This window comes from Streptomyces sp. NPDC102278, from assembly GCF_044766345.1.
In the GTDB taxonomy this organism is placed as follows: Bacteria; Actinomycetota; Actinomycetes; order Streptomycetales; family Streptomycetaceae; genus Streptomyces.
This window is the reverse complement of the sequence record NZ_JBIWLV010000012.1, coordinates 96,742-118,029: the sequence shown is the minus strand read 5'-3', so window position 1 is coordinate 118,029 and position 21,288 is coordinate 96,742. Positions and strand designations below refer to the sequence as shown.

22 protein-coding genes, 2 pseudogenes and 1 riboswitch are annotated in these 21,288 nt (G+C 71.4%); of the genes and pseudogenes, 10 read left to right on the top strand and 14 right to left on the bottom strand.

The features are described from left to right. Positions 1 to 21: 21 nt before the first annotated feature. Positions 22 to 1,206: a zinc-dependent alcohol dehydrogenase gene (locus ACIRO3_RS26505; RefSeq protein ID WP_404140992.1), complete on the top strand. Its 1,185-nt coding sequence runs from the start codon at positions 22 to 24 to the stop codon at positions 1,204 to 1,206. Between the two features lie 115 nt (positions 1,207 to 1,321). Here the strand turns inward: ACIRO3_RS26505 and ACIRO3_RS26500 are convergent, their stop codons facing one another. Then, a complete protein-coding gene (locus ACIRO3_RS26500) occupies positions 1,322 to 1,735 on the bottom strand; it encodes a hypothetical protein (protein ID WP_404140990.1) in 414 nt (137 codons plus the stop codon). A 280-nt stretch (positions 1,736 to 2,015) separates the two neighbouring features. Next, on the bottom strand, positions 2,016 to 2,669 hold the full coding sequence (locus tag ACIRO3_RS26495; protein WP_404141196.1) for a HemK2/MTQ2 family protein methyltransferase: 654 nt from the start codon (positions 2,667 to 2,669) through the stop codon (positions 2,016 to 2,018). A 301-nt stretch (positions 2,670 to 2,970) separates the two neighbouring features. Between ACIRO3_RS26495 and ACIRO3_RS26490 the strand changes: the two genes are divergently transcribed. Beyond that, a complete protein-coding gene (locus ACIRO3_RS26490; protein WP_404140988.1) occupies positions 2,971 to 4,026 on the top strand; it encodes an NAD-dependent epimerase/dehydratase family protein in 1,056 nt (351 codons plus the stop codon). A gap of 49 nt (positions 4,027 to 4,075) precedes the next feature. Here the strand turns inward: ACIRO3_RS26490 and ACIRO3_RS26485 are convergent, their stop codons facing one another. The 3 genes from ACIRO3_RS26485 to ACIRO3_RS26475 all read right to left on the bottom strand — a co-directional run bounded on the left by ACIRO3_RS26485 (position 4,076) and on the right by ACIRO3_RS26475 (position 6,425). Beyond that, on the bottom strand, positions 4,076 to 4,486 hold the full coding sequence (locus ACIRO3_RS26485) for a hypothetical protein (RefSeq protein ID WP_404140986.1): 411 nt from the start codon (positions 4,484 to 4,486) through the stop codon (positions 4,076 to 4,078). Between the two features lie 11 nt (positions 4,487 to 4,497). Then, positions 4,498 to 5,838, bottom strand: a complete 1,341-nt coding sequence (locus ACIRO3_RS26480) for a PP2C family protein-serine/threonine phosphatase (protein ID WP_404140985.1) — start codon at positions 5,836 to 5,838, stop codon at positions 4,498 to 4,500. A gap of 212 nt (positions 5,839 to 6,050) precedes the next feature. After that, a complete protein-coding gene (locus ACIRO3_RS26475) occupies positions 6,051 to 6,425 on the bottom strand; it encodes an ATP-binding protein (RefSeq protein WP_404140983.1) in 375 nt (124 codons plus the stop codon). A 307-nt stretch (positions 6,426 to 6,732) separates the two neighbouring features. On the opposite strand from ACIRO3_RS26475, the gene ACIRO3_RS26470 reads away from it, so the two are divergent. From ACIRO3_RS26470 to ACIRO3_RS26460, 3 genes and pseudogenes are all read left to right on the top strand, one after another. After that, positions 6,733 to 7,347 (top strand): NAD(P)H-dependent oxidoreductase, encoded by a 615-nt coding sequence (locus tag ACIRO3_RS26470; RefSeq protein WP_361774118.1) that lies wholly within the window; start codon positions 6,733 to 6,735, stop codon positions 7,345 to 7,347. A 144-nt stretch (positions 7,348 to 7,491) separates the two neighbouring features. Next, positions 7,492 to 7,710, top strand: coding sequence for a hypothetical protein (locus ACIRO3_RS26465; protein ID WP_404140982.1), 219 nt, complete (start codon positions 7,492 to 7,494; stop codon positions 7,708 to 7,710). A gap of 184 nt (positions 7,711 to 7,894) precedes the next feature. Then, positions 7,895 to 8,140, top strand: a pseudogene (locus tag ACIRO3_RS26460) (polyphosphate kinase 2); the annotation flags it as partial. Between the two features lie 198 nt (positions 8,141 to 8,338). On the opposite strand, the gene ACIRO3_RS26455 reads toward ACIRO3_RS26460, so the two are convergent. The 4 genes from ACIRO3_RS26455 to ACIRO3_RS26440 form a co-directional block, all read right to left on the bottom strand. Then, a complete protein-coding gene (locus ACIRO3_RS26455) occupies positions 8,339 to 8,923 on the bottom strand; it encodes a hypothetical protein (RefSeq protein ID WP_404140980.1) in 585 nt (194 codons plus the stop codon). A gap of 229 nt (positions 8,924 to 9,152) precedes the next feature. Then, positions 9,153 to 9,470 (bottom strand): hypothetical protein, encoded by a 318-nt coding sequence (locus ACIRO3_RS26450; RefSeq protein WP_404140978.1) that lies wholly within the window; start codon positions 9,468 to 9,470, stop codon positions 9,153 to 9,155. Between the two features lie 207 nt (positions 9,471 to 9,677). Further along, positions 9,678 to 10,535, bottom strand: a complete 858-nt coding sequence (locus ACIRO3_RS26445; RefSeq protein ID WP_404140977.1) for an alpha/beta fold hydrolase — start codon at positions 10,533 to 10,535, stop codon at positions 9,678 to 9,680. Next, positions 10,532 to 11,155, bottom strand: coding sequence for a TetR/AcrR family transcriptional regulator (locus tag ACIRO3_RS26440; RefSeq protein ID WP_404140975.1), 624 nt, complete (start codon positions 11,153 to 11,155; stop codon positions 10,532 to 10,534). The genes ACIRO3_RS26445 and ACIRO3_RS26440 overlap by 4 nt, the downstream gene beginning before the upstream one ends. A 460-nt stretch (positions 11,156 to 11,615) precedes the next feature. Here ACIRO3_RS26440 and ACIRO3_RS26435 point away from each other — a divergent pair, with 460 nt between their 5' ends. Further along, complete coding sequence (locus tag ACIRO3_RS26435) at positions 11,616 to 11,849, top strand: chaplin (RefSeq protein WP_404140973.1); 234 nt, start codon at positions 11,616 to 11,618, stop codon at positions 11,847 to 11,849. A gap of 224 nt (positions 11,850 to 12,073) precedes the next feature. Here ACIRO3_RS26435 and ACIRO3_RS26430 read toward each other — a convergent pair whose 3' ends face one another. Together ACIRO3_RS26430 and ACIRO3_RS26425 are read right to left on the bottom strand one after the other, a co-directional pair. Continuing rightward, a complete protein-coding gene (locus tag ACIRO3_RS26430) occupies positions 12,074 to 13,270 on the bottom strand; it encodes a protein-L-isoaspartate O-methyltransferase (protein WP_404140971.1) in 1,197 nt (398 codons plus the stop codon). Between the two features lie 283 nt (positions 13,271 to 13,553). Beyond that, positions 13,554 to 14,606 carry a serine hydrolase domain-containing protein gene (locus tag ACIRO3_RS26425; RefSeq protein ID WP_404140969.1) on the bottom strand — a complete coding sequence of 351 codons (1,053 nt, stop codon included), beginning with the start codon at positions 14,604 to 14,606 and terminating at the stop codon, positions 13,554 to 13,556. A 209-nt stretch (positions 14,607 to 14,815) separates the two neighbouring features. After that, positions 14,816 to 15,039, top strand: a riboswitch (cobalamin riboswitch). Between the two features lie 141 nt (positions 15,040 to 15,180). On the opposite strand from ACIRO3_RS26425, the pseudogene ACIRO3_RS26420 reads away from it, so the two are divergent. From ACIRO3_RS26420 to ACIRO3_RS26405, 4 genes and pseudogenes are all read left to right on the top strand, one after another. Further along, positions 15,181 to 15,513: pseudogene (locus ACIRO3_RS26420) on the top strand (acyl-CoA thioesterase); the annotation flags it as partial. Between the two features lie 351 nt (positions 15,514 to 15,864). Beyond that, the gene (locus ACIRO3_RS26415; RefSeq protein ID WP_404140967.1) at positions 15,865 to 16,863 is read left to right on the top strand and encodes an ABC transporter substrate-binding protein; all 999 of its coding nucleotides are present in this window, start codon (positions 15,865 to 15,867) and stop codon (positions 16,861 to 16,863) included. 77 nt (positions 16,864 to 16,940) lie between these two features. Continuing rightward, positions 16,941 to 17,957 carry a FecCD family ABC transporter permease gene (locus tag ACIRO3_RS26410; RefSeq protein WP_404141194.1) on the top strand — a complete coding sequence of 339 codons (1,017 nt, stop codon included), beginning with the start codon at positions 16,941 to 16,943 and terminating at the stop codon, positions 17,955 to 17,957. After that, on the top strand, positions 17,954 to 18,808 hold the full coding sequence (locus tag ACIRO3_RS26405) for an ABC transporter ATP-binding protein (RefSeq protein WP_404140965.1): 855 nt from the start codon (positions 17,954 to 17,956) through the stop codon (positions 18,806 to 18,808). The genes ACIRO3_RS26410 and ACIRO3_RS26405 overlap by 4 nt, the downstream gene beginning before the upstream one ends. A 130-nt stretch (positions 18,809 to 18,938) precedes the next feature. Here ACIRO3_RS26405 and ACIRO3_RS26400 read toward each other — a convergent pair whose 3' ends face one another. From ACIRO3_RS26400 to ACIRO3_RS26390, 3 genes are all read right to left on the bottom strand, one after another. Further along, positions 18,939 to 19,328 carry a hypothetical protein gene (locus ACIRO3_RS26400; protein WP_404140964.1) on the bottom strand — a complete coding sequence of 130 codons (390 nt, stop codon included), beginning with the start codon at positions 19,326 to 19,328 and terminating at the stop codon, positions 18,939 to 18,941. Positions 19,329 to 19,569: 241 nt separating this feature from the next. After that, entirely contained in the window at positions 19,570 to 20,487 is a 918-nt protein-coding gene (locus ACIRO3_RS26395; RefSeq protein WP_404140963.1) for an SMP-30/gluconolactonase/LRE family protein, read from the bottom strand. A gap of 133 nt (positions 20,488 to 20,620) precedes the next feature. Then, entirely contained in the window at positions 20,621 to 21,280 is a 660-nt protein-coding gene (locus ACIRO3_RS26390) for a DUF5825 family protein (RefSeq protein WP_366146938.1), read from the bottom strand. Between the last annotated feature and the right edge of the window lie 8 nt (positions 21,281 to 21,288).

Here is a 21,288-nt window from a genome sequence, read left to right as displayed (position 1 = left end):
TCCCAGAGCTGAGGAGTCGCCATGAGGGCCCTGACCTGGCACGGGAAGCGCGATGTACGCGTGGACACGGTGCCCGACCCCGTCATCAAGGAGCCGACGGATGTGATCGTGAAGATCACCTCTACCGGTTTGTGCGGTTCGGACCTGCACCTGTACGAGGTGCTGGGCCCGTTTCTCGATGCCGGCGACATCCTGGGGCACGAGCCCATGGGCATCGTGGAGGAGGTCGGCCCCGACGTGACCCGCGTGCGGCCGGGCGACCGGGTCGTCATCCCGTTCAACGTCTCCTGCGGCAGCTGCCACATGTGCGACCAGGGCCTGCAGTCCCAGTGCGAGACGACCCAGGTACACGAGTACGGCAGCGGCGCGTCCCTGTTCGGCTACACGAAGCTCTACGGGCAGGTACCGGGCGGCCAGGCGGAGTACCTCCGTGTGCCCTTCGGGAACACCCTCCCGATCCCGGTGCCCGCAGAGGGGCCCGACGACCGCTTCGTCTACCTCTCCGACGTCCTGCCCACCGCGTGGCAGGCCGTGGAGTATGCCGCGATCCCGCCCGGCGGCACGGTCGCCGTCCTCGGTCTGGGTCCCATCGGAGACATGGCCTCGCGCATCGCCGCCCACCGCGGAGCGAGGCTGGTCATCGGCGTCGACTTCGTCCCCGAACGACTCCGACGCGCCGGCGGTCACGGGGTTCACACCCTCGACCTCAACGTCTACGGCGAGGCCCTCGCCGACGAGGTCCGGGGCCTGACCGGCGGGCGCGGACCGGACGCCGTGATCGACGCGGTCGGCATGGAAGCCCACGGCGCGCCGCTGGCCAAGGGTGCCCAGCACCTGACCACCATGCTGCCGGACGCCCTGGCCGCGAAGATGATGCGGCGGTTCGGCGTGGACCGTCTCTCCGCGCTCTACCTGGCCATCGACCTCGTACGCCGCGGCGGCACCATCTCCCTGTCGGGCGTCTACGGCGGGACCGCCGACCCGCTCCCCCTCCTGACCATGTTCGACAAGCAGATCCAGCTGCGCATGGGGCAGGCCAACGTTTGGCGGTGGGTGGACGACCTCCTGCCCCTGCTCACCGACGCGGACCCCCTCGGCGTCGACGGCTTCGCCACCCACCGGGTCCCCCTGGCCGAGGCCCCCCAGGCCTACGAGATGTTCCAGAAGAAGCACGACGGAGCGATCAAGGTTCTCTTCACGCCTTGATGGCGCGCCGAACATCGAGCGACCCGCCGTGGCAGGACGGCCCGGCCCCCGGTCTCCTCTCGGACCTCCCCGGCGCGCTCCCCCGGCGCCGCCACAGGTCAGTGGCCGCGGCCGGCTACGGCTGGTCGGCGATACGGGCAACGAGGCGGTGGTAGTCCAGGTCGGCCAGGGTCGCGGCCTCGACCTGGAGGTGCAGACCGTCGAGCGCGTCCAGGAGCACGGTCGAGGCCCGGACGTAGGCTGCTTTGTCCTTGGGGCCTGCGGCTTCCGGCAACCAGGTGACCAGGACGACCTCGCTCCTGCGCGTCCCGTCCGCCGTCGCGAAGGGCAGGTGGTAGAGCACCAAGCGCGGTTTGTAGGAAGGGAGCGCCCCCAGGAGTTCTTCGTGCGTCAGATTGCCTCGACACTCGACGACCACGACATCCAGGGGGTCACTGAGCCGGTAGATCACCGCATTGATCTCCCGTTTGCCCTTGAGCTCCCAGAAGGCGCCGATACAACTTTCGTCCACTTTGATGTCGCTGCCCATGGAACTGCCCTCCGGTTCGGACGTATGAGGTCGGAGGGCTCAACGAACGGTTCGCCGGCAAGTTCTGAACGCGGTACGAAGCCCGGCGACTGCGACTTCCTCTCGAACGCCTGCCACGCCTGCCCGCGCGGCCCTGGTCGCGGCCAGGGCGGAGTCCCGCCGTCCGTGCCGGAACCGCTCTCGATTCCCGGCATCGCACCTACGACGGACCACCGAGGCCGGCCCAGGACCCGGGCCGGGGCAGCCGAAGCGCGACAGGGCGAGGCGGAGCGGGGCGGAGCTAGGCGGGCGCCTGGGGGTACTGGGCACGGATGACCACCAGTTCTTCCAGTTCCTCGCCTTCGGCTGCCAGGCCCTGCCGTTGAAGCCAGGTCCGGCGCGACCGCAGAACGGGCCCCCACGGCACGACCGTCCTGGCGGTGACCTTCGCGTCCAGCCCCACAGTGGTCAGCCCGTCGACGGTCTGCCGGGCTCCGCACATGCCCGAATGGACCATGAGCAGGACACCGCCCGGTCGCAGAAGGGAAGGGGCGCTCGCACAGATCCGGTCGATCACTCCTCGCCCGTCGGGACCGGCGTCCCAGGCGCGCTCCGGCCCCCGCGAAGGTAATGCCGTTCCCGGGGCCGGGACGTAGGGCGGATTGGAGACGACAAGGTCGAACGGGCTGCCGATGTCGGCCGCCGCGAAGTCCCCGTGAACGACGCGCAGGGGCAGTCGCCGACGACGCGCGTTCAGCCGGGCGGTGACCACGGCGCGCCAGGCGACGTCGACTGCCGTGACTCTGGCTCCCCTGGCTGCCGCGTGGAGGGCCAGCGCTCCGGTGCCCGTGCCGATCTCCAGTACGCGGGCACCCGGTCGAAGGGGTTCTCGGGCGAGTACCCGGGCGAGGAGGCGGGTGTCGCCTTGGGGCCGGTAGACGCCCGGAAGGGCCATCAGCCCGGCGGGCAGCGTGCCCGATGTCAGAGTCGTACTTGCCACGGCGTACCTCCGTGATCGGCAGGACCCGCTCGTACGGGCCGGCGGCCCTCGACCGCTCCGTGCGACTGCCCGCTGCGGGGCAGCTCATCCGGGGTTCGGGCGGATCACGTCCGGGCCGTACCGGTCGGCGGGATCATCCATTCGGAGTGTCGACAGCGGACATGGGGCGCGGCCGGCTGGGGTAACCGCGACCTGTGGTTCACAGTGATCGTCGGTCACCGGGCACCTGTTGCCTTGACGGAGAGGAACCGATCGGATGACGCCCCCAAGCACCCCTCGAACCCCGCCGCCGTCTGCCGGAAGCGGCGCCCGTGTCGTGGTGGTCGGAGCCACCGGGAACGTCGGCACCAGCGTGGTCCGACTCCTGGCCGACGACCCGGCCATCGGCTCGGTCCTGGGCCTCGCCCGCCGGGTCCCCGGCTGGCAGCCCCCGAAAACCAGCTGGCGGGCCGTGGACATCGAGCCCGGCGGGCCCGACCTCGTACCGCTGTTCGCCGGTGCCGACGCGGTGATCCACCTGGCCTGGAAGTTCCAGCCCACCCACCGCCCCGCCGAGACCTGGCGCACCAATGTGCTCGGCAGCAGCCGCGTGTTCGACGCCGTGGCCGCCGCCGGCGTCCCCGCCCTGATCCACGCCTCTTCCGTCGGGGCGTACTCCCCCGGGCCCAAGGACCGGATGGTCGACGAGTCCTGGCCGACCCACGGCTGGCCGCAGGCCGCCTACACCCGCGAGAAGGCCTACCTCGAACGCCTCCTCGACGCCTTTGAACACACCCATCCCGGCATCCGTGTCGTACGCATGCGCCCCGGCTTCCTCTTCAAGCGCGAATCCGCCTCCGAGCAGCGCAGGATCTTCGCCGGCCGCCTGCTGCCGGGACGCCTCGTTCGGGCGAGCGTCATCCCCGCGGTGCCGGACCTGCCGGGTCTGCGTTTCCAGGCACTGCACACCGATGACGCGGCCGCCGCCTACCTGGCAGCGGTGTCCCGCCCGGTGAGCGGGGCCTTCAACCTGGCGGCGGAGCCCCCGGTCGACGCGAAGGTCCTTGCCGGGATCTTCGACGCACGCAGCTTCCCGATGCCCGCAGCGCCTGTGCGAGCGGCCTTGGCCGCGGCGTGGAAACTCCGCCTGGTACCCGCTTCACCCGACCTGTTCGACGCCGTCCTGCGCCTGCCCCTGATGGATTGCTCCCGCGCGCACGAGGAACTGGGCTGGGAACCCGCGCGTACTTCCGTCGAGGCCCTCCAGGAGTTCCTGGCGGGACTGCGAGACGGAGAGGGCATGGACACTGCGCCGCTCGCGGCACAGCCCTAGCGACGCACTTCTCCTCCGCCGGTGCGCAGGGGCGGGTGGGACGCGGCCGTCAACCTTGCCCGGGCAAGGGCGGGGTGGTCCCGCCGCCGCGGGCGTCGGCCGCGGTGACGGCGGCGAGCGCGTCGGTGAGAGTGGCGTGAACTCGAAAGAAGTCAGGGGTGCCCGTGACATCAAGACGGTGCTTGAAGGAACGGCTGAGCGGACCGACGAGGTGGAGTCGGGTGCGGGTCCGGGCGACAAGGAGCAGGCCGAGGAGGAACGCGTCGGCGTGTTCGAGGGAGCCCAGATCGACGATCAGCGGGACTCGCGGATGGGCGAGGGCACGCGTGAACACGGCGCGTAGCTCCTCTTCGTCGCAGCCGTTGACGGCGCCGCGCAGGAGCAGGATCCATGCCGGTGGGACCGGTATGGACGCTTCGATCAGGGTGAGTTGGTCGGGAGGATCCGTTCTGTGGTCCATGAGGTGGGCCTTCAGGGTCGGTGGGGGTCCGGGACTCTCAGGGCGAGGAGGGCCGTGTCGTCGCTGGCCCACCCTCCGTGCCGGGTGGCCAGCGCGTGGTTGATGTGGTCGATGGTGTCGGTCGCGTTCATGCCGGCGGTCGCGGCGAGCGTACGGGCCAGGTCCGCGTCGTCGAACACGTCCATCTTGCGGTCGGGGGCGCCGGGGCGGGCGCGGGCCTCGGTCGCGCCGTCGGTGTAGAGGAGGAGGAGATCGCCGGGCGCGAGACGGAACCGGGTGTCGGTCAGGCTGGTCGGGTCGAAGACTCCGAGAAGTTGGCCGGGAGCGCCGAGGGGGCGGACGGTGCCGTCCTCGCGGCGGATGAGGGCGGGCGGATGCCCGGCCAGAGCCAGGGCGCCGGCGAGGCCGGCCGGCGTGGCGCGGAAGCGGGCGTAGACGGCGGTGAGGAAGCGGGGAGCCTCCTGGACGAGCATGGCGGTGTTCAGGTGGTCCAGGAGGTCGGCCGGTGAGCGGTTCTCGTTGGCCACGGCGCGGATCGTGTAGCGGGCCATCGAGGAGACCTGTGCGGCTTGGACGCCCTTGCCGCACACGTCGCCCAGGATGACGCCCCAGGAGGAGCCCCGGGTGGGGAACAGGTCGTAGAAGTCGCCGCCGACCTCGATGTCGGAACGACCGGCACGGGACGCCGGGAAGTAGGAGGCCGCCGCCTCGACGCCGGGTACGCGGGGCAGGGTCGGGGGCAGGAGGCCCTGTTGCAGGGAGCGGGCCAGGGCCGCCGAGAGGTTGTGGGCTTTCCGCGCGGCGGTCAGGGACTGGCGCAGACCGATCTCCGCGCTGACCGAGCGGGCCAACGTCTCCAGGGTGAGCAGGTCGGAGGGTGTCCAGGGGCGGGGAATGTCGTCGACGACGCAGAAACTGCCCAGGACTTCGGCGCCGGGCCCCAGGAGGGGGAATCCGGCCCAGGCCCCGATGCCCATCGGCCCGACCGAGGGATGGTCCCGGGTGCGGGGGTCGTTGGGGACGTCGTCCACGATGAACGGCTCGCCGTCCAGGCCGATCAGGAAATGGCAGAAGCTCTCCTCGACCGGGTTCTGGCGGTCGGCGAGCGCGGCCGCCTCGACCCCGACGCACGCCTTCCAGAACGACCGTTGGCCGTCCACGAGGGTGATGAACGCCCGCCCCGAGCCCGTCACGCGGGCCGCGAGACCGGCCAGGTCCTCGAAAACCCGCTCAGGGCCGGTGTCCAGCAGACCCGTCGCCATGACCGCTGCCAGCCGGGCACGGTCCCAGATCTGAACCGGGAGCCCGTCCACTCGCCGCCGTTCGCGCTCCCGCACTCCCGCACCCGTCATTCCAGTCCCCAAGCCTTCACAGGGGGTCCGTCACACCCCGGTCGTCTGCTTCCGTCTGTCCACCAAACCGCCAAGCACGCACCCTTTGTACACAAACGGGGACCGGTCAAGGGCCCGCGGGAAATGGCGGCCCCCACCTGTGACGAAGCGTTCGATCGGGACGGTCCGGCGCCGTCTCGGGAAGCCCGCGCCCGGGCTGCGAAGCCTGCCGGTCAGTGACCGGCAGGAGGGAGGGGCAGGTGCGGGGGCCGGTGGAGGAAGGCCGTGATCGTCTTGCCGCCGGGACGGGAGCGGACCTCCGTACGCTCGGCGAGGCGGTTGACCAGCAACCAGCCGAACCCGCCCGGTACTTCCGCGGAAGTACCAGGGGAACGGGGGTGCGTGGCGGAGGCGTCCGCGACCTCGACGACCACCGCGCCCGTGTCACATCGGACGCTGAACCCGGTGACCCCGCCCGCATGACGGACCGCGTTGGAGACCAGTTCCGACACGACCATCAACACGTCGTCCACCAAGGCCTCGGTCTCCTGGGACGCCAACACCTGTCGGGCGATCCGTCGGGCCTCCTCGGACGTCAGACCGGTCACCGGTTCCGGCATTCCCTGGCCCGTCTCCACACCCTCCATCAGCCGCCCTCCGCGCGCTGCGCCGGAACACCGGCCAAGGGCCAGGATATGGGCAGCGGGGTTGTGCTCCGGGGCCGAACCCGGACATGCCCACCCCATCGCCCCTTCCGTTCCGGGCCGCAAGGCCCGGTCCTCTGTGTGATGCCTTGCCGACCGGGCGGGCGTCGGGGCGGCGTGCGGCCCGCGGCTCGGGTCCGGGCGTGACCCGAAAGGATCAATTCGGGGCCGGAGTGATATCAGGCGGGATGGGCGGGGTAGCCGGGCACGTATGAATCAGACACCTCTGCGGGCTGTCGCCCTGGTCTGCACCCTGTCCCCCTCGCCCGCCCGATCCAGCTCTCAGCTGCTGGCCGAGCAGACGATGGCCGCGCTCGGCGAGCATGGCGTCACCGGCACCACCATCCGGATCGCCGACCACGACGTGAAGCCCGGCGTGAAGACCGACATGGGAGACGGCGACGCCTGGCCCGGCATCCGCGACGCAATCCTGGGTGCCGACATCCTGATCCTGTCCACACCCATCTGGCTCGGCCATCCATCGAGCATCGCCCAGCGGGTGCTGGAGCGCCTGGACGCGGAGCTAGGCGAGAGCGACGACGAGGGGCGCCTGCTCACCTACGGCAAAGCCGCGGCCGTCTGCGTCGTCGGCAACGAGGACGGAGCCCACAAGGTCGGCGCCGACCTCTTCCAAGGACTCAACGACGTCGGCTTCTCCCTCGCCCCCAACGCCGTCACCTACTGGGTCGGCGAAGCCATGCAGGGCACCGACTACCAAGACCTCGACAAGACCCCCGAAAAGACCGCCGCCACCACCAAAACCCTCGCCGCGAACACCGCCCACCTCGCCCGACACCTCAAGACCAACCCCTACCCGCCCAGCTGAACCGCCCCCACAACCCACCCACGCGACGTTCCCCGGGACGTTCCCCGGGACGTTCACGGGAACAGGCATCCGTCCCGCGTGGCGGCGGTGGCCGCACGACATCTTCCCGAGCCCGGAACATTCAGAGTCGAGAGGTAGAAGAACGTGGTCGGCAACGCTCCCTCACCAGGCCAGTCAGCGCGTCGGAAGGCCTTCCTTGTCGCTGATCAGCTGGTCGAAGCAGGCAATGGCACCCCACCGGAGATCAGCAATGGCGTCCCCGCGGCGCGCGCCGCCCTGGCACGGCCGGCGGTCCGCTACGGCCTGCTGCTCACCGTCGCGACGCTCGCGGTCCTCGCCCGGCGCAGAAGCAAGCGGCGCTGAGGCGGCTCGTCCGCTGAGCGCGGCGGGCAGGGCGGTCGGCGCGGACACCCCGGCCCGGGGGCCGGATGTTTCCCCGCGGGGTGGCCGGCGCCCAGGGCGCCCTGGCGGGCGGAGGCGCGTTCCCCGCGTCCGGCCCTGTACGGGAGCCTTCCAGGGTAGGAGAACCGGTATGGAGACGCACGGAATGCGGCAGCCCGGGGGCGTGGGCCTCCTGGCGGGGCTGCGGGTGGATGACCAGCATCCGGAGCAGCCGGTGCTGCTGGACGCGGACGGCTACCCGATCCGCACCTGGCGGGAGAACCATCCGTACGACCGCAAGATCCGGCGCGGCGCGTACGAGCGGACAAAGCGGATCCTGCGGATCGAGCTGTTGAAGCTCCAGCGTTGGGTGAAGGAGACGGGGGCCCGTCTGGTGGTGATCTGCGAGGGGACGGCCCGGCGCCGGTGAGCCGGTCGCTTCCAGGCCCGGTACTGCGAGCATCCGGGCGTGCGGATCGGCGAGCGGCAGTTCCCGCCGAGGGCAGCTCCGGTCCCACCCTCACCGCCGGTCCTCGTGCGGGCTCCGGGTCACGGGCGTCTTCCTCTGGTGCGCGTTGATCCAAGCGGCACCGTCCGGCGCCAGTTGATCTCAGACCGGTACGGCCAGGCCTTGTCCTCGAAGGTCGACCAGCATGCGCCGGAAGCACCGACCGACCTCTGCCCCGTCGAAGCGCAGCATGTCGAGCAGTGGGCCGTCGCGAACGATGAGGGTCCATCCCGGTGTCCTCCGCTCGCCATCGGCCTTGAGGAAGACGCTCAAGCCCTGCTCTGCCAGCCAGTCCAACACGAGCACCCCGATCCCCTCGACGCAGTCCGCCCTGAGCCCCGCTGCCCCTGAGGTCCCGCCTACCGGCAGACCCGCTTCCTCCAGCAGGGGAAGGGCGATACGCACGCACTGCCCCGCAGTGGCTTCCTCGGCCACGACGCTCTGCCGTGGATCTGTAGTGGCACCGGGCCCCGAGCCGGCGCGAAACACCCACCTGGGCTCGTCCGCGCGCGACGGCCCGCCGGCGGCAGAGAGGATGGCGACCACGCCATGCTCGGCCAGCCACTGCATGAGGAGCAGGATTCCATCCTGGTCGAAGTCCGGATAGGTGTCGGTGCTCGCCAGCAGGGTGACTGCACCCCTGCCGAGCGCCGCTGTCCCTCGACCACGCATCGAGTCGTCTCCCATGCCTCTTCGTCGGCGTCGATGTCCCGCCACAGCGGAGACACTACGCCGGGCCTGGTTCTGAGGGCCCGCGCGTCGCCTGACCCTCAGACACCTCCGGGAGCCGTCGAGCGGGCGGCTCCGGCGCCCGCGCCGCCCGTGCCGTCCGTGACGCGACAGAAGCCCGTTCTCCGGCAGATCGGGGGTTGCGGGCCGGGCCGGGGTAGTGGCCGAACGTGCGCGGACCTCGTCGTCAGCCGGCGCCCGGGCCTTCGAAGCGGTTGCGGGCCCGATACTGCCTACGGAACTCCTCCGCGACCCGCCGCAGGTTTGCCGTGACCGGGCTTTCCTCGTCCGCCGACCGGCGCGGCTCCTGGTCACGCCGTCCCCGCTGGTACCGCTGCCCTCCGCAGACGGCCGTCTCCTGCCACTTCTCCACCGACCACCACAGCCTCGTGTAGGGCGCGGCGCCGGGCACGAGGATGCCCAGGGTCCGCCACTGCTCCGGCGTATAGCTCTTGACCCGAGCGGTCTTCTCCAGCTCGCGCAGCAGGCCGAGTACCGCCTCCACCGAAGCCGAAGCCGACGCCGACGCCGGAACCGAAACCGACGGCGCCGTCCTGCCGCGTCCGGTCCTCTCATCGACCCTCGCGGCGACTTCTGCCGCAGCCGAGGGGCGTGCCAGTGATGCGACGGCCTCCAACACCTCTTCCTCGCCCGGTACGTATGCCCGCCGGTTGTTTCCGCTCGTCCCCACCGTCCGTCTCCCCCACTCGTTTCATGCGGTTCCCGCCAGGAACGGGACGATCGCGTCGAGGAAGTGCTCGTTGCGATCGCCGACCACCATGTGCCCCGCGCCGGCCACGTCGACGCGCCGCGCCTTGGGAACCCCCGCGCAGAACTGCCGGGCGACCTCTTCGCACACCACGTCGCTGCTCCCGCCGCGGACGAGCAGGATCGGCACGTCGGCGTGGCGGGCGGCGTCGAGGAGGCGCTCCGCCATGCCGGGCGGGTCCATCCGGCCCTCGAAGCTGTCCAGCATCCGGGGGTCCCAGTGCCAGACCCAGCGGTCGCCGCGGCGCCGCAGGTTGGTCCGTATGCCCTCGGGGTCGGACGGACGCGGACGGTGCGGCAGGTAGGCGGACACCGCAGCGGCCGCCTCCCCCACTTCGGCGAATCCGTCCGGATCGCGGCGCATGAACGTGACGATCCGGCGGAACCCGCGGGGATCCGGCCGATGGGCGACGTCGACGAGAACCAGGGCGCGGACCGCCACCGCGGGTTCTTCTCCGGCTGCCAGCAGGGAACTCAGACCTCCCAGCGAGGCGCCGACGAGCACCGGCCGGTCGCCGACCTCGGCGGCGATCGCCCGGACGTCGCCGGCGAACAGATCGAGGTCGTAGTCACCGTCGGCCGACCAGGCGCTGTCGCCGTGCCCCCGCAGGTCCGGCGCGATGGCCCGCCATCCCAGCGCGGCCAGCCGGGGCCCGGTCCGGGCCCAGGCGTGCCGCGTCTGGCCGCCGCCGTGCAGCAGGACGAGAGGGGGATCGGATGTCCGGCCCCACACGTCCGCCGCGAGCCGGATCCCGCCCCGACCCACGAAGTTCCGTGACCGGGGCGGCGCGTCGGCGGTCATTTCGCGTCCCGGGTGCGCAGCGGCGCCAGCAGTTGGTCGCGGTACGGATCCGCGGCCGCCGCGGCGAGCGCGACGTCCAGCGCGAACAGGGAACGGGTGAGGAACCGGTCGTCGTCGATCAGGCCTGCGACCCACTGGTGCAGCGCCCCCACGCACGAGGCGCTGACCACGGCGGCCAACGCGTCGGTATCGATGTCGGCGCGCAGGAGGCCTCGTGTCCGGGCGTCCGCCATCGCCCGACGGAGCTGGGTGTGGGGACTGCGGGCGAGTACGAGGCCGCTCGCCTCCCACCCGCGCACCATGCGGCGCGACACGACCGGATCGCTCACGAAGAGCTGGACGGTCGACCTGACGACATCCCGCGGGTCACCGGCTTCCAGCGGGGCCAGGCGGTCCTCCAGCTCGTCCACGAACCCGTCGGCGAGCGCCTCCCAGATCTTCTCGCGCGGCCCGATCAGGTTGTACACGGTGGCTGGGGAGACCTCGGCCCGTTCGGCGATCCGCTCGGTACTGATCACCGATTCCGGTCCTTCCCGCAGGAGTTCGCGCGTCGCTTCGAGGATCCGCGACCGTCTCCGCGCCTTGTGTCGCTCACGCAGCCCCCCTTCGGCTGTCCGCATGCGCCCACCCGCCTTCCGCAAAACTTAGAGAGTCGTCTAAAAACAGAGTTCCCTCTGGAGAGGGTCGGGCAAACCTCGGTCGGGCAAACCTCGCCGGAGTGCGCGGTTACGTGCCGCTGGGGCTGGTGTGGCTCCGCCGGCCTTGGCGCCCGGCGGCGAGCTGGTGGGCGAGGTGGGTCTCGGAGCCCTCGCCGAAGGCCAACGCACGCGAGGTACACCGTGCCCGGGACTTCCCTCGTTGCCCGGCGAAGCGGAAGCGCCGGCCGGGGTCGGCCGGTTCAATGGCTGCCCGATTCGTTCAGGAGGGCTCGCAGCGTGCGCCGCTCGGCCGTGGACCACCCAACTTCGAACGTACTGCCACAGCACGTCATCGCTTTCCTGGAGATGGAATCGGCATCCCTCCAGAAGCCGGTCGGCCGTTCCCCTGGCGAAGAGCCGGAACCGGAGGCGCTGGTGGGCAATGACCGTGCCCTGGGATTCGATCGCCGCGACCGCGGCCACCGTCGTCATGGGCGCGGCCGGCCTCGCCTCCGCCGACGCCGGCGCCGAGGCCGCCGCCGTGGGCTCCCCCGGCGTCCTGTCCGGCAACACGGCCCAGGTCCCCGTCCACGTTCCCGTCAACGTGTGCGGCAACAGCGTCAACGTCATCGGCCTGCTCAACCCGGCCTTCGGCAACCAGTGCGCCAACGACTGACACCCACCACGCCTGGCGGCGAAGCCTTCACGGCCTCCCCGCCGCCGCGGGAGCGGTGAGCCGGAGAGACCCGGGGGAGACGATCGGATCTCCTCCCCGGCTCCCCCGCTCACACACCACAGGGCCCGCCCCACACCCCGGGGGCGGGCCCTGCCCGTTCCGGGACGCGCCCGGTCCGGTCCGGCTCCAGAAGGCCGCAGGTCAGAAAGCCGGCAGTCAGAAGGTCAGAAGGCAGTCACGGCGGTCGCGGGAGTGTCCACCCACACCGTGGTGGTGGGCCCCGTGACGGTGAGGCCGTAGCGGTCGATGCCGGGTCGGCCGAGTTGTTCCCAGTGCCGGTGTGCGGTGGCGATCTCGTCCCACAGGCGTCGGGGTCCGGCCTGGGTGACGGTGAAGGCGGCCGAGGTGAGGCCGTCGTGGTCGACGGTCGCCCAGGAGTCGGCGGTGTCCGCGACGTGGAGGCGGGTGGGGGCGTGTTCACCGCCGGTGTCCCAGGCGAAGGCGGTGCCGGGGACCGTGAGGCCGATGTGGAACTCGGTGTCGAGGTCACCGCCCGCGACCGCCCACGGCGACAACGTGGTCGACGAGCGCACGGCCTGGCGAGCATCGGCGCCCCGTGCGGCCGGTCCAGGCGCCGGGCCACATCGATCCGTGCCGGGGCGTGCCATCTGCATGAACGAGGCGAACGAGTGGAACCGGCCCTCGGCGCGGCCGTGCTGGTGGGACGTCAACGCGAGGGTGCCGTACGTGCACCAGGCCGAGGACCACGGGGTCACGATCCGGCCGCCGGATGGGACCTGGGTGAGCCAGGTGGGCGGGATGTGATCGACGGAGAACGTGGCGAGAACCACGTCGTGGGGGCCCCCGGGCGGGCGGCAGTCGGCGGCGTCCCCGACGACGACCGTCGGTGTGTACCCGGTCGCCTTGAGGTTCTCCTGCGCCTCGGCGGCGATCACCGGGTCGAGCTCGACGGTGGTCACCCGCCGGTCCCCGACGAGCGCGCACAGCAGGGCCGCGTTGTAGCCGGTGCCTGCGCCCCACTCCAACACCCGGGCGCCGGGGGCTGCCGGACCCGGGGATGATCCGCCGAAGCCGGCCAGGAGCAGCATGCGCGCGACCATCGAGGGCATCGATGCCGACGAGGACGGCAGCCCGTCGGTGAACCGTGTGACGAGCGGCTCGTCCGAGTAGGCCGCGGCCGTCCACCGGTCGGGCTCGGTGGCGCGGTCGACGGGCTCGTAGCCACCGGAGACGTCCCGCTGCCAGATCCGGTCGGGCAGGAACCGGTGCCGGTGCACGCGGCGGAGTACCTGCTCCAGCCCGGCGGGCAACGGTTGATCGAGCTGCTCGGCGACCGCGGTGAGCAGCCCGTCGACGAGCACGTCGTCTGCCGGGGCATCGCCGCGCGGGGTGGTGACCACGGGTCTACTTCTTCTTGTCGGGGTCGGTGGGCGGCGGAGGCGGAGGGGGCGGCGGCACCGGCCGGTTCGGCTGGTGCCCGTCGTCACCGATCGGAGACCGGTGTTTGCCTTCCACGATCCCTGCCACGGCAACCTCCTCGCGGGTCCGAATCCCCAACGGTAGAAGCGGAACAGCGGATGCGGCAGGGCGCGTGTCGGGCGCATACCTGGCCGACGAGTGAAATCGTCGGCCACCGCGGCCCTGGCACGGCCAGGGAGGGGAACCGTACGCGCGGCGGGCGGGTCAGTGCGGCGCGGACGGGTGTTGTGCCTGCAGGGTGCGCAGGAGGTCGAAGGCGGGTCGGTCGACCGGGCGGGGGGTGTTGGCGAGGGCGATGACTCCCAGCCGCTTCTCCGGGTCGAAGCTCACGAAGGAGGAGAATCCGCCGGTGCCGCCGTTGTGCCAGATCTGGAGGTGGGCGCCCTGCCGGGGGTGGAGGCGGTGGGCCATCCAGCCCAGGTGTACCCGGGCGAAGGGACTTTGGCGGTACTCGACCTCCCGGCTCAGGCGGATCGCGGCCGTGAGGGGCTCGGGGCCGCCGTCCAGTTGGGCCCGGACGAAGGCGACCAGGTCGGTCGCGGTCGACCGCAGGCCGCCGGATCCGGTCAGGTCGGCGAGGTGCCAGGCAGGGGTGGGCCGTCCGCCGCGGTCGTGGCCCCGGGCGGAACGTCGCGCCCGTGCAGCGTCCACGCTCACCACGGTGTCCCCCATGTCCAGGGGGCTGCAGATCGTACGGGTGACGAGGGTTTCGTAGTCGGTGCCGGCCCGGCGGGCCAGGGCCAGCCCCAGTAGGCCGCATCCGAGGTTGGAGTAGCGCAACCGCGCGCCCGGTACGGCTCCCAGGCGGGTCCGGGCCAGCCCTGACAGGAGCCACTCGGTGTTGCAATGGGCGTACGGGTCGGGTTTGTTGGGGCGCAGGAGGGCCGGGAGCAGCATGCCTTTGGGGAGTCGGGGCAGGCCGGAGGTGTGGGTTGCGAGGTGCCGCAGGGTGATCCGCTCGCCGCCGCGTGACGGTACGGCCGTGTCTTCGGGCAGCAGGTCGCTCAGCGGTTCGTCCAGGTCTGTTTCGCCGGTCAGGGTCAGCCGCGCGAGGGCCAGGGCGGTGAACGCCTTGGTCACCGACCCGATCTCGAACAGGGTGTCCGGCCCCGGTACATGGGCGTGGTCTCCGCCGGTGCTGCCCGCACCTCTGATCTCCGCGCGGTCTCCCGCGAGGGCGGCGACCACCACGCCCACGCGGTGGTCGGCCAGTTGGTCGGCGGTCTGCCGGACAAGGGTGCCTAGTTCTTGCTCCATGAGCGAAATCATCGCGGCGTCCGACGGTCGGCCCGTGCTCCTGGATGATGAATTCCGGTTCGCGGCCCTGCGACCTGAGCAGGAGGGGCAGCCATCCGCGGGCTGGTGCCGTCGCGTGCGAGAGCGGTCCGCTTCCGACCCTCCGGCCTGCCGCAGCAGTTCAGAGCAGGCTGTCTGACGTGGCCGGCCGACCTCCGCTTCCGCGCGGGTAGGGTGGGAGCGCAGCTGGTTCGCCCCGTCCGCCAGGCGGGATGCGACGCAAGAGGGAACCCGGTGGGAATCCGGGACTGCCCCGCAGCGGTGAGCGGGAACGACCGCCGTCATACGCACTGGGACCGAACGGTCTTGGGAAGCGACGGCCAGTAGGTGTCCGCCGGGAGACCGGCAGGCGTGCCCGCGAGTCCGAAAACCTGCCACTGCCCGCATGCCTCAGGCGTGCGGGGCGCCGAGGAACACCCTCGGGCCTTTCTGCCGCGACTCGCGAAGGAGAGTTGACGTGGCCGACCCGACCGCAAGCACCGCGGGGTGCGTTTCCAAGATCCCGGGCGACTCCCGGGTGACGCTCGCCCACATCATGAGCGAGCACGACACCAATCTCTACGGGACCATCCACGGCGGCGTGGTGATGAAGCTGATCGACGACGCGGCCGCCGCCGCGGCCGGGCGGCACGCGGACGGACCCGCCGTCACCGTGGCCGTGGACCGGATGTCCTTTCTCGCGCCGGTCCGCGCCGGTGACCTGCTCAGCGTCGACGCCGAACTGGAACGGGCCGGCCGGACATCGATGACGGTCGGCGTGCGTGTGCGGGCCGAGCGCTGGAACGCCTCGGGCCCCACGACCGAAGTGGCCACCGCGAGGCTGGCCTTCGTAGCGATAGACGCCGACGGCAAGCCGCGTCCCGTCCCGGCACTCGACGTCTCCGGGGCGACTCCCTCGTAGGCGAAGGGCCGTACACCGCTGCTGTGACGTCCTGCCCCTTCCGCGTCCTTGTGGTCGTGGTCGTGGCAGGACGGTTCCCGGTTGCCCAGGGGGGTGGCGCGATTCGTCGCGCGCGACCCTCCGCGCCCCCGCGAGCCCTCCCCCATCCGTCGGCCTTGTTGCGGTCTCCACGCAGTTGCCTCTGCTTGCGGCAGCGGTAGCGGCAGGGTGGACCGAACTGGCCGGATTCCCACGGGTGGGGCGGCACGCCCCCGCACGGCCCAGTCCTCCGACCAGGCGTGCAGACCATCCGACCCATCTGCGGTGAGAGGACCATCCATGCCCCGCAACCCCCGCAACCCCCTGAAATCCATGCTGTCCGCTTGCGCCCTGGCCCTGCTCATATCCGGCTGCGGAGGCGGTACCACCCCCTCCGCCACCTCGTCGGCGGGCCCGTCCGCCCAGGGCTTTCCGGTCACGATCGACAACTGCGGCGTGAAGACCACGTATCAGCGTCCGCCGGGGCGGGCCGTCTCGCTGAACCAGCACGCGACCGAGGCCCTGCTGTCTCTCGGCGTGGAGAAGTCGATGGTCGGCACGGGCTACCTGGACGACAAGATCCTCCCCGAGTACCAGGCCGCCTACGACAGCGTGAAGGTCATCTCCAAGGAATACCCCTCCTACGAGGCGCTGTTGGAGGCCGAGCCCGACTTCGTCTACGGCGGGTGGACCTCCACCTTCGACGAGAAGGAGGGCCGCGGCCGGGCCGCGTTCACCAAGGCCGGGATCAACACCTACCTCAACACCGAGGAGTGCCCCACCGGTCCGGTGACCGTCGCCTCCCTGGACGAGGAGATCCGTACTCTCGCCAAGATCTTCGGTGTTCCCGAGCGGGGCGAGCAGCGGCTGGGGAAGCTGCACGCCACCCTCGACAAGGTCGAGACCGGGCTCACCGGCGTCACCCCGGTCAAGCTCTTCGTGTACGACAGCGGCGACAAGACGGCCTTCACCGCGGGCGGCAAGGGCATCGGCAACGAGATGATCCGGCGGGCCGGCGGGGTGAACCTCTTCGCCGACCTCGACAAGGCCTTCGGCGACGTCTCCTTCGAACAGGTCGCCCAGCGCGCCCCCGAGGCCATCGTCATCTACGACTACGGTGACCAATCCGTCGAGGACAAGAAGAGGTTCCTGCTCGCCCACCCGGCGCTGAAGGACGTACCCGCGATCAGGAACCAGCGGTTCGCGGTCCTGCCCCTGTCCTCCACGGTGCTCGGCGTCCGGATGCCGTCGGCCGTCGAATCGCTCGCGCAGCAGCTCCACCCCGGCCGCGTCCGGTGACCGACGTGAAGACCCGTGCGACCGAGGGAGTCGCCCTCGACGGGAGTGGCCGGCCCGTCCGCGCGCGGCGACCCGGGATCCCGTACAGCGTGGTGCTGGCCTTCCTCGGCGTCCTGGTGGCCTGCGCCGCGACGGCCGGGATCGCGGCGGGGTCGATCAGTGTCCCGGCCGATCAGGTGTGGAGCATCCTGGCGCACCGCGTGCACCCGGCCCTCGCCGAGCCGACGTGGACCCCGGTGCGCGAGACGATCGTCGTGGATGTCCGCCTCCCCCGGGTGCTGCTGGCCGGGGTGGTCGGGGCGGGGCTGTCGGTCTCCGGAATGGCGTTGCAGGCCCTGGTGCGCAACCCCCTCGCCGACCCGATGCTGCTGGGCGTGTCCTCGGGCGCGTCGGTCGGCGCGGTGCTGGTCCTCGTACTGAATCTGACGGTGTTCGGGCTGTTCACCCTGCCGGTCGCGGCATTCTGCGGGGCGCTGGCGGCTCTGGTCGCGGTCTACTTCCTGGCCCGTTCCGGCGGGCGGATGACGACGGTGCGGCTGGTCCTGGCGGGCGTGGCGACGGCCGAGGTGTTGTCGGCGCTGGCCAGTTTCCTGATCGTCACCTCGAACGATCCGCACAAAACGCAGTCCGCGCTGCGCTGGATGCTCGGCGGGCTGGCCGGCACGACCTGGACGACGGTGTGGATTCCGGTCGGTGCGGTGCTGATGGGGACGGCCGTCCTGCTGGGTGTCTGCCGCTCCCTCAATCTGCTGCTTGCCGGGGAGGAGGCCGCCGCGGCCCTCGGTTTGGACGTGCACCGGTTCCGCGGCGCCCTGTTCACCCTGGTGGCCTTGATGATCGGCACGATCGTCGCGGTCAGCGGGCAGATCGGCTTCGTGGGGCTGATCATGCCGCACGTGGTGCGGCTGCTCGTGGGGGCCGACCACCGCCGGGCGCTGCCCGCGGCCGCGCTCCTGGGCGCGGCCTTCCTGATCGCCGCCGACCTGGCGGCGCGCACGCTCATGAGCCCGGAGGAGATTCCCGTCGGCATCCTCACCGCCCTGGTGGGCGGCCCGTTCTTCCTCTGGCTGATGCGACGCAAGGCGGCCCGATGACGAACCGACCGGTCTCCGGCTCCGCGCCCGGTGTGCTCGACGCCGAGGACGTCAGCGTCGTGGTGAACGGCAGAGCCCTGGTCGACGGGGCGTCGCTGCACGTGGCACCCGGCGAAGTGGTGGGCGTGGTCGGCCCCAACGGCGCCGGCAAGTCCACCCTGCTGCGCACCTTCTACCGGGCGCTGCGGCCGACGTCGGGTCGGGTCCTGCTCGACGGTGAGGACGTCTGGCGGATGCCGGGCAAACGGCTCGCCCAGCGGCTCGCGGCCGTACTGCAGGAAACCTCCGGGGACTTCGAACTGACCGTCCTTGACGTGGTGGCGATGGGCCGTACCCCGCACAAGCGGGCTTTCGCGGGCGATGACGCGGACGACCGCGACATCATCACGCGGTCCCTGGCGGCGCTGCACGTCGACGACCTCGCGCACGCGCCGTTCGATCGTCTGTCGGGCGGGGAGAAGCAGCGGGTCCTGATCTCCCGCGCCCTGGCGCAGCGCACGGGGACCATGGTCCTGGACGAGCCGACCAACCACCTCGATCTGCGGCACCAGCTCGACGCCCTGCGGCTCGTGCGACGGCTCGGCGTCACGGCCGTCGTCGCGCTCCACGACCTGAACCTCGCCGCGGCCTTCTGCGACCGGATCTGCGTCATGGCCGGCGGCCGTGTCGTGGCCACCGGCAAGCCCGAGGAGGTCCTCACGGCGCCTCTCCTGTCCGAGGTGTACCAGGTCGAAGCCGAGGTCATGGAGCACCCGCGCACCGGGGTGCCCTTCATCAGCGTCGTGCCCGGCCCCGAACGGCCCGCGGGCGAGGTGCTGGAGGGAGGAGAACCAGCCGTTCGCACGGACTGAGGGATCACCCCGCACGGCCGGAGCCGGGGCCCGGCGCCAGGGACAGCGGTGTCCGAAACCGTCGCCGCGGCCGCCACCGGGTGTCGAGCCTCCGGCCGACCGGCTCCCGGCCGCCGAGCGGCGAAAGGAGCTACCGGCCGGCGCGGCGGGCGCGCCGACGGGCCAGGAGCTGGGCGGGGGTGCTGGGCGACGGGTCGGGCTCGTCGGGCCACCGCTCGCGCCGGGTGAGCGGAACGAGCGGCATGAGGGAGGTCTGCCCGTCGGCCTCCAGGGTGCACAGCGGTTCGCCGCCGGGGATGTCTGCGCGGCCGAGGCGGACGGTGAAGGGTAGGGGGTCGCCGCTTCCTCCTCGGGCGAGCGAGCCGCCCAACTCCGTCGGGGCGTGGCGGCGCGTACGGGCCGCGGCCACCACTCTGCCGTCGACCAGCAGTTCGGCGCGGCGTCCGCCGGCATCCCGGACGACGGTGATCGAGTGCCCGTCCCGGTCGAGGTGGAAGCGCTGGTCAGCCCCACTGGTCACGGCAGCCTCCTGGATCTGCGGCCCCCGGACCAGCGTAGTCCGGGGCGGCCGGTGACGTCCCGGGGTGGCTCACGCATCCTCCCGGCCACCTGGTTGTCGGTGCTCTGGGGACGGGGTCGCGACGAGACTTCGCCGGGCGTGTACCCCTTGAGTCGCACGCGCGGGAGAGAGGGTGGTGAAGACGTCCGTGGAGACGGCGTACCGGGGCGTTGAGCGGTCCCCGGTACGGCCGGGCCGGCGTTCACCTCGGCGACGGAGCCGCCTTGACCCCCATGATCAGCGAGTAGAGCGTGTCGTTCGCCGTGATGAACAGGCGGTTGCCCCGCGGTCCGCCGAAGCGGATGTTCGAGACCTTGTTGGGCACCAGGATGCGGCCGAGCAAGGTTCCGTCGGGGGCGTAGCAGTGCACGCCGCCGTCCATGGCCGCGGCCCAGAGGTGGCCCCGGTCGTCGAAGCGGATGTTGTCGAAACGGCTCTCTCCGCTCCCCTCGGCGAAGGTCCTGCCCGCCGAGAGGGTGCCGTCGTCGTGCACGTCGAAGACCCGGATGCGGTTGGCCCGGCTGTCGGAGACGTAGAGTTCGCGCTCGTCGGCGGAGAACACCAGGCCGTTCGGCCCGCTGAAGCCATCGGCCACGAGCCGGACCTCGGCGGTGTCCGGGGCGATCCGGTAGACGTTGGTGGCGCCGATCTCGGGCTCGCCGCGTACGCCTTCGTAGTCGCTGGTGAGACCGAAGTCCGGGTCCGAGAACCAGATCGAGCCGTCGGACTTGACGGTCGCGTCGTTCGGACTGTTGAGCCGCTTGCCCTGGTAGCGGTCGGCGAGCACGGTCACCGAGCCGTCGTGCTCGGTGCGGGTGACCCGGCGGTTGCCCTGCTCACAGGTGATCAGGCGGCCTTCGCGATCCATCGTGTTGCCGTTGGGGTGGCCCGCGGGCGAGCGGAAGGTGCTGACGGCTCCCGTGGTCTCGTCCCAGCGCAGCATCCGGTCGTTCGGGATGTCGCTCCAGATCAGCTGGCGCCAGGCCGGAATGTACAGCGGCCCCTCCGCCCAGCGGGAGCCCACGTGGAGGGTCTCCAACTGCAGGTCGCCCGAGGCGCACTTCTCCGTGCGGAACCTGTCGTCGAGTACTTCGTACAGCGCGGGGCGGCCGGCGGCCATGTCCGTTCTCCTTCAGTCATCCTGCCAGTCAGTCCTGAACGACATCCTGTTGATCATGAGTATTGCAGAATGAGGTACGGCCGGCGCAAGACATTTCAGGAGTGAGTTTGGACAGCAGGTGTGACTCGGGCGATCAGATCACCAGTGGTGCCTCCGACCAACGGCGGACCCGGTACGGGGCCCACCACACGTGGTCGCCGAGACGGACGACGAGGGTCTCACTCATGAGATCGTCCAGGATCGGCCGCGGGATCGCGTCGGCGGGGGCGCCGTCGGTGAGGTCGCTGATGGCCTGGTGGTACTCCGGTTCGTCGATGGTGAAGCGGCGCAGCTCGCCGTAGCGCCGGTCACGCACCTGGATGAAACCGGGTCCGTACCGGAAGACGCATTTGCAGATGTAGTACGCGTTGCGCCACGCGAGTGCCGTCGCGGCCGGGTCGGCGGTGCCGAGAACGGCGGTCGGGGGGTGGAGATGGCCGTAGTGCCGCCAGGCGTCGGGGTCCGGGCCGGTGTGGAGCTGCCAGTCGACCGAGATGGCCAGGCTGGACAAGTCACCCACGAAGCTGAGCGCCCGGACCGACCAGGCCGTGTCGGCGGTGTCCGTCACGTCGACGGGACGAGGAAGGGTGACGTGTCGGGCCCCGGCGGCGAAGAGCCGCCGGGCGGCCTCGCCGCCGGTGACATCGATCTCGTAGCGGCCCAGGGACATGGCGGGCAGCGCGCCCACCTCGGGGTCGTAGTCCCGTGAGGCGGTCACGATGAAGGGTGCGGTGCCGGTGAGTGCTGGAGTCATCGTCGTCT

Bases quoted from the DNA above. Each gene is read 5' to 3' on its own strand.
- ACIRO3_RS26505 (WP_404140992.1), top strand. From the start codon at position 22: ATGAGGGCCCTGACCTGGCACGGGAAGCGCGATGTACGCGTGGACACG.
- ACIRO3_RS26500 (WP_404140990.1), bottom strand. From the start codon at position 1,735: ATGGGCAGCGACATCAAAGTGGACGAAAGTTGTATCGGCGCCTTCTGG.
- ACIRO3_RS26495 (WP_404141196.1), bottom strand. From the start codon at position 2,669: ATGGCCCTTCCGGGCGTCTACCGGCCCCAAGGCGACACCCGCCTCCTC.
- ACIRO3_RS26490 (WP_404140988.1), top strand. From the start codon at position 2,971: ATGACGCCCCCAAGCACCCCTCGAACCCCGCCGCCGTCTGCCGGAAGC.
- ACIRO3_RS26485 (WP_404140986.1), bottom strand. From the start codon at position 4,486: ATGGACCACAGAACGGATCCTCCCGACCAACTCACCCTGATCGAAGCG.
- ACIRO3_RS26480 (WP_404140985.1), bottom strand. From the start codon at position 5,838: ATGACGGGTGCGGGAGTGCGGGAGCGCGAACGGCGGCGAGTGGACGGG.
- ACIRO3_RS26470 (WP_361774118.1), top strand. From the start codon at position 6,733: ATGAATCAGACACCTCTGCGGGCTGTCGCCCTGGTCTGCACCCTGTCC.
- ACIRO3_RS26455 (WP_404140980.1), bottom strand. From the start codon at position 8,923: ATGGGAGACGACTCGATGCGTGGTCGAGGGACAGCGGCGCTCGGCAGG.
- ACIRO3_RS26445 (WP_404140977.1), bottom strand. From the start codon at position 10,535: ATGACCGCCGACGCGCCGCCCCGGTCACGGAACTTCGTGGGTCGGGGC.
- ACIRO3_RS26440 (WP_404140975.1), bottom strand. From the start codon at position 11,155: ATGCGGACAGCCGAAGGGGGGCTGCGTGAGCGACACAAGGCGCGGAGA.
- ACIRO3_RS26435 (WP_404140973.1), top strand. From the start codon at position 11,616: ATGACCGTGCCCTGGGATTCGATCGCCGCGACCGCGGCCACCGTCGTC.
- ACIRO3_RS26425 (WP_404140969.1), bottom strand. From the start codon at position 14,606: ATGGAGCAAGAACTAGGCACCCTTGTCCGGCAGACCGCCGACCAACTG.
- ACIRO3_RS26415 (WP_404140967.1), top strand. From the start codon at position 15,865: ATGCCCCGCAACCCCCGCAACCCCCTGAAATCCATGCTGTCCGCTTGC.
- ACIRO3_RS26405 (WP_404140965.1), top strand. From the start codon at position 17,954: ATGACGAACCGACCGGTCTCCGGCTCCGCGCCCGGTGTGCTCGACGCC.
- ACIRO3_RS26395 (WP_404140963.1), bottom strand. From the start codon at position 20,487: ATGGCCGCCGGCCGCCCCGCGCTGTACGAAGTACTCGACGACAGGTTC.
- ACIRO3_RS26390 (WP_366146938.1), bottom strand. From the start codon at position 21,280: ATGACTCCAGCACTCACCGGCACCGCACCCTTCATCGTGACCGCCTCA.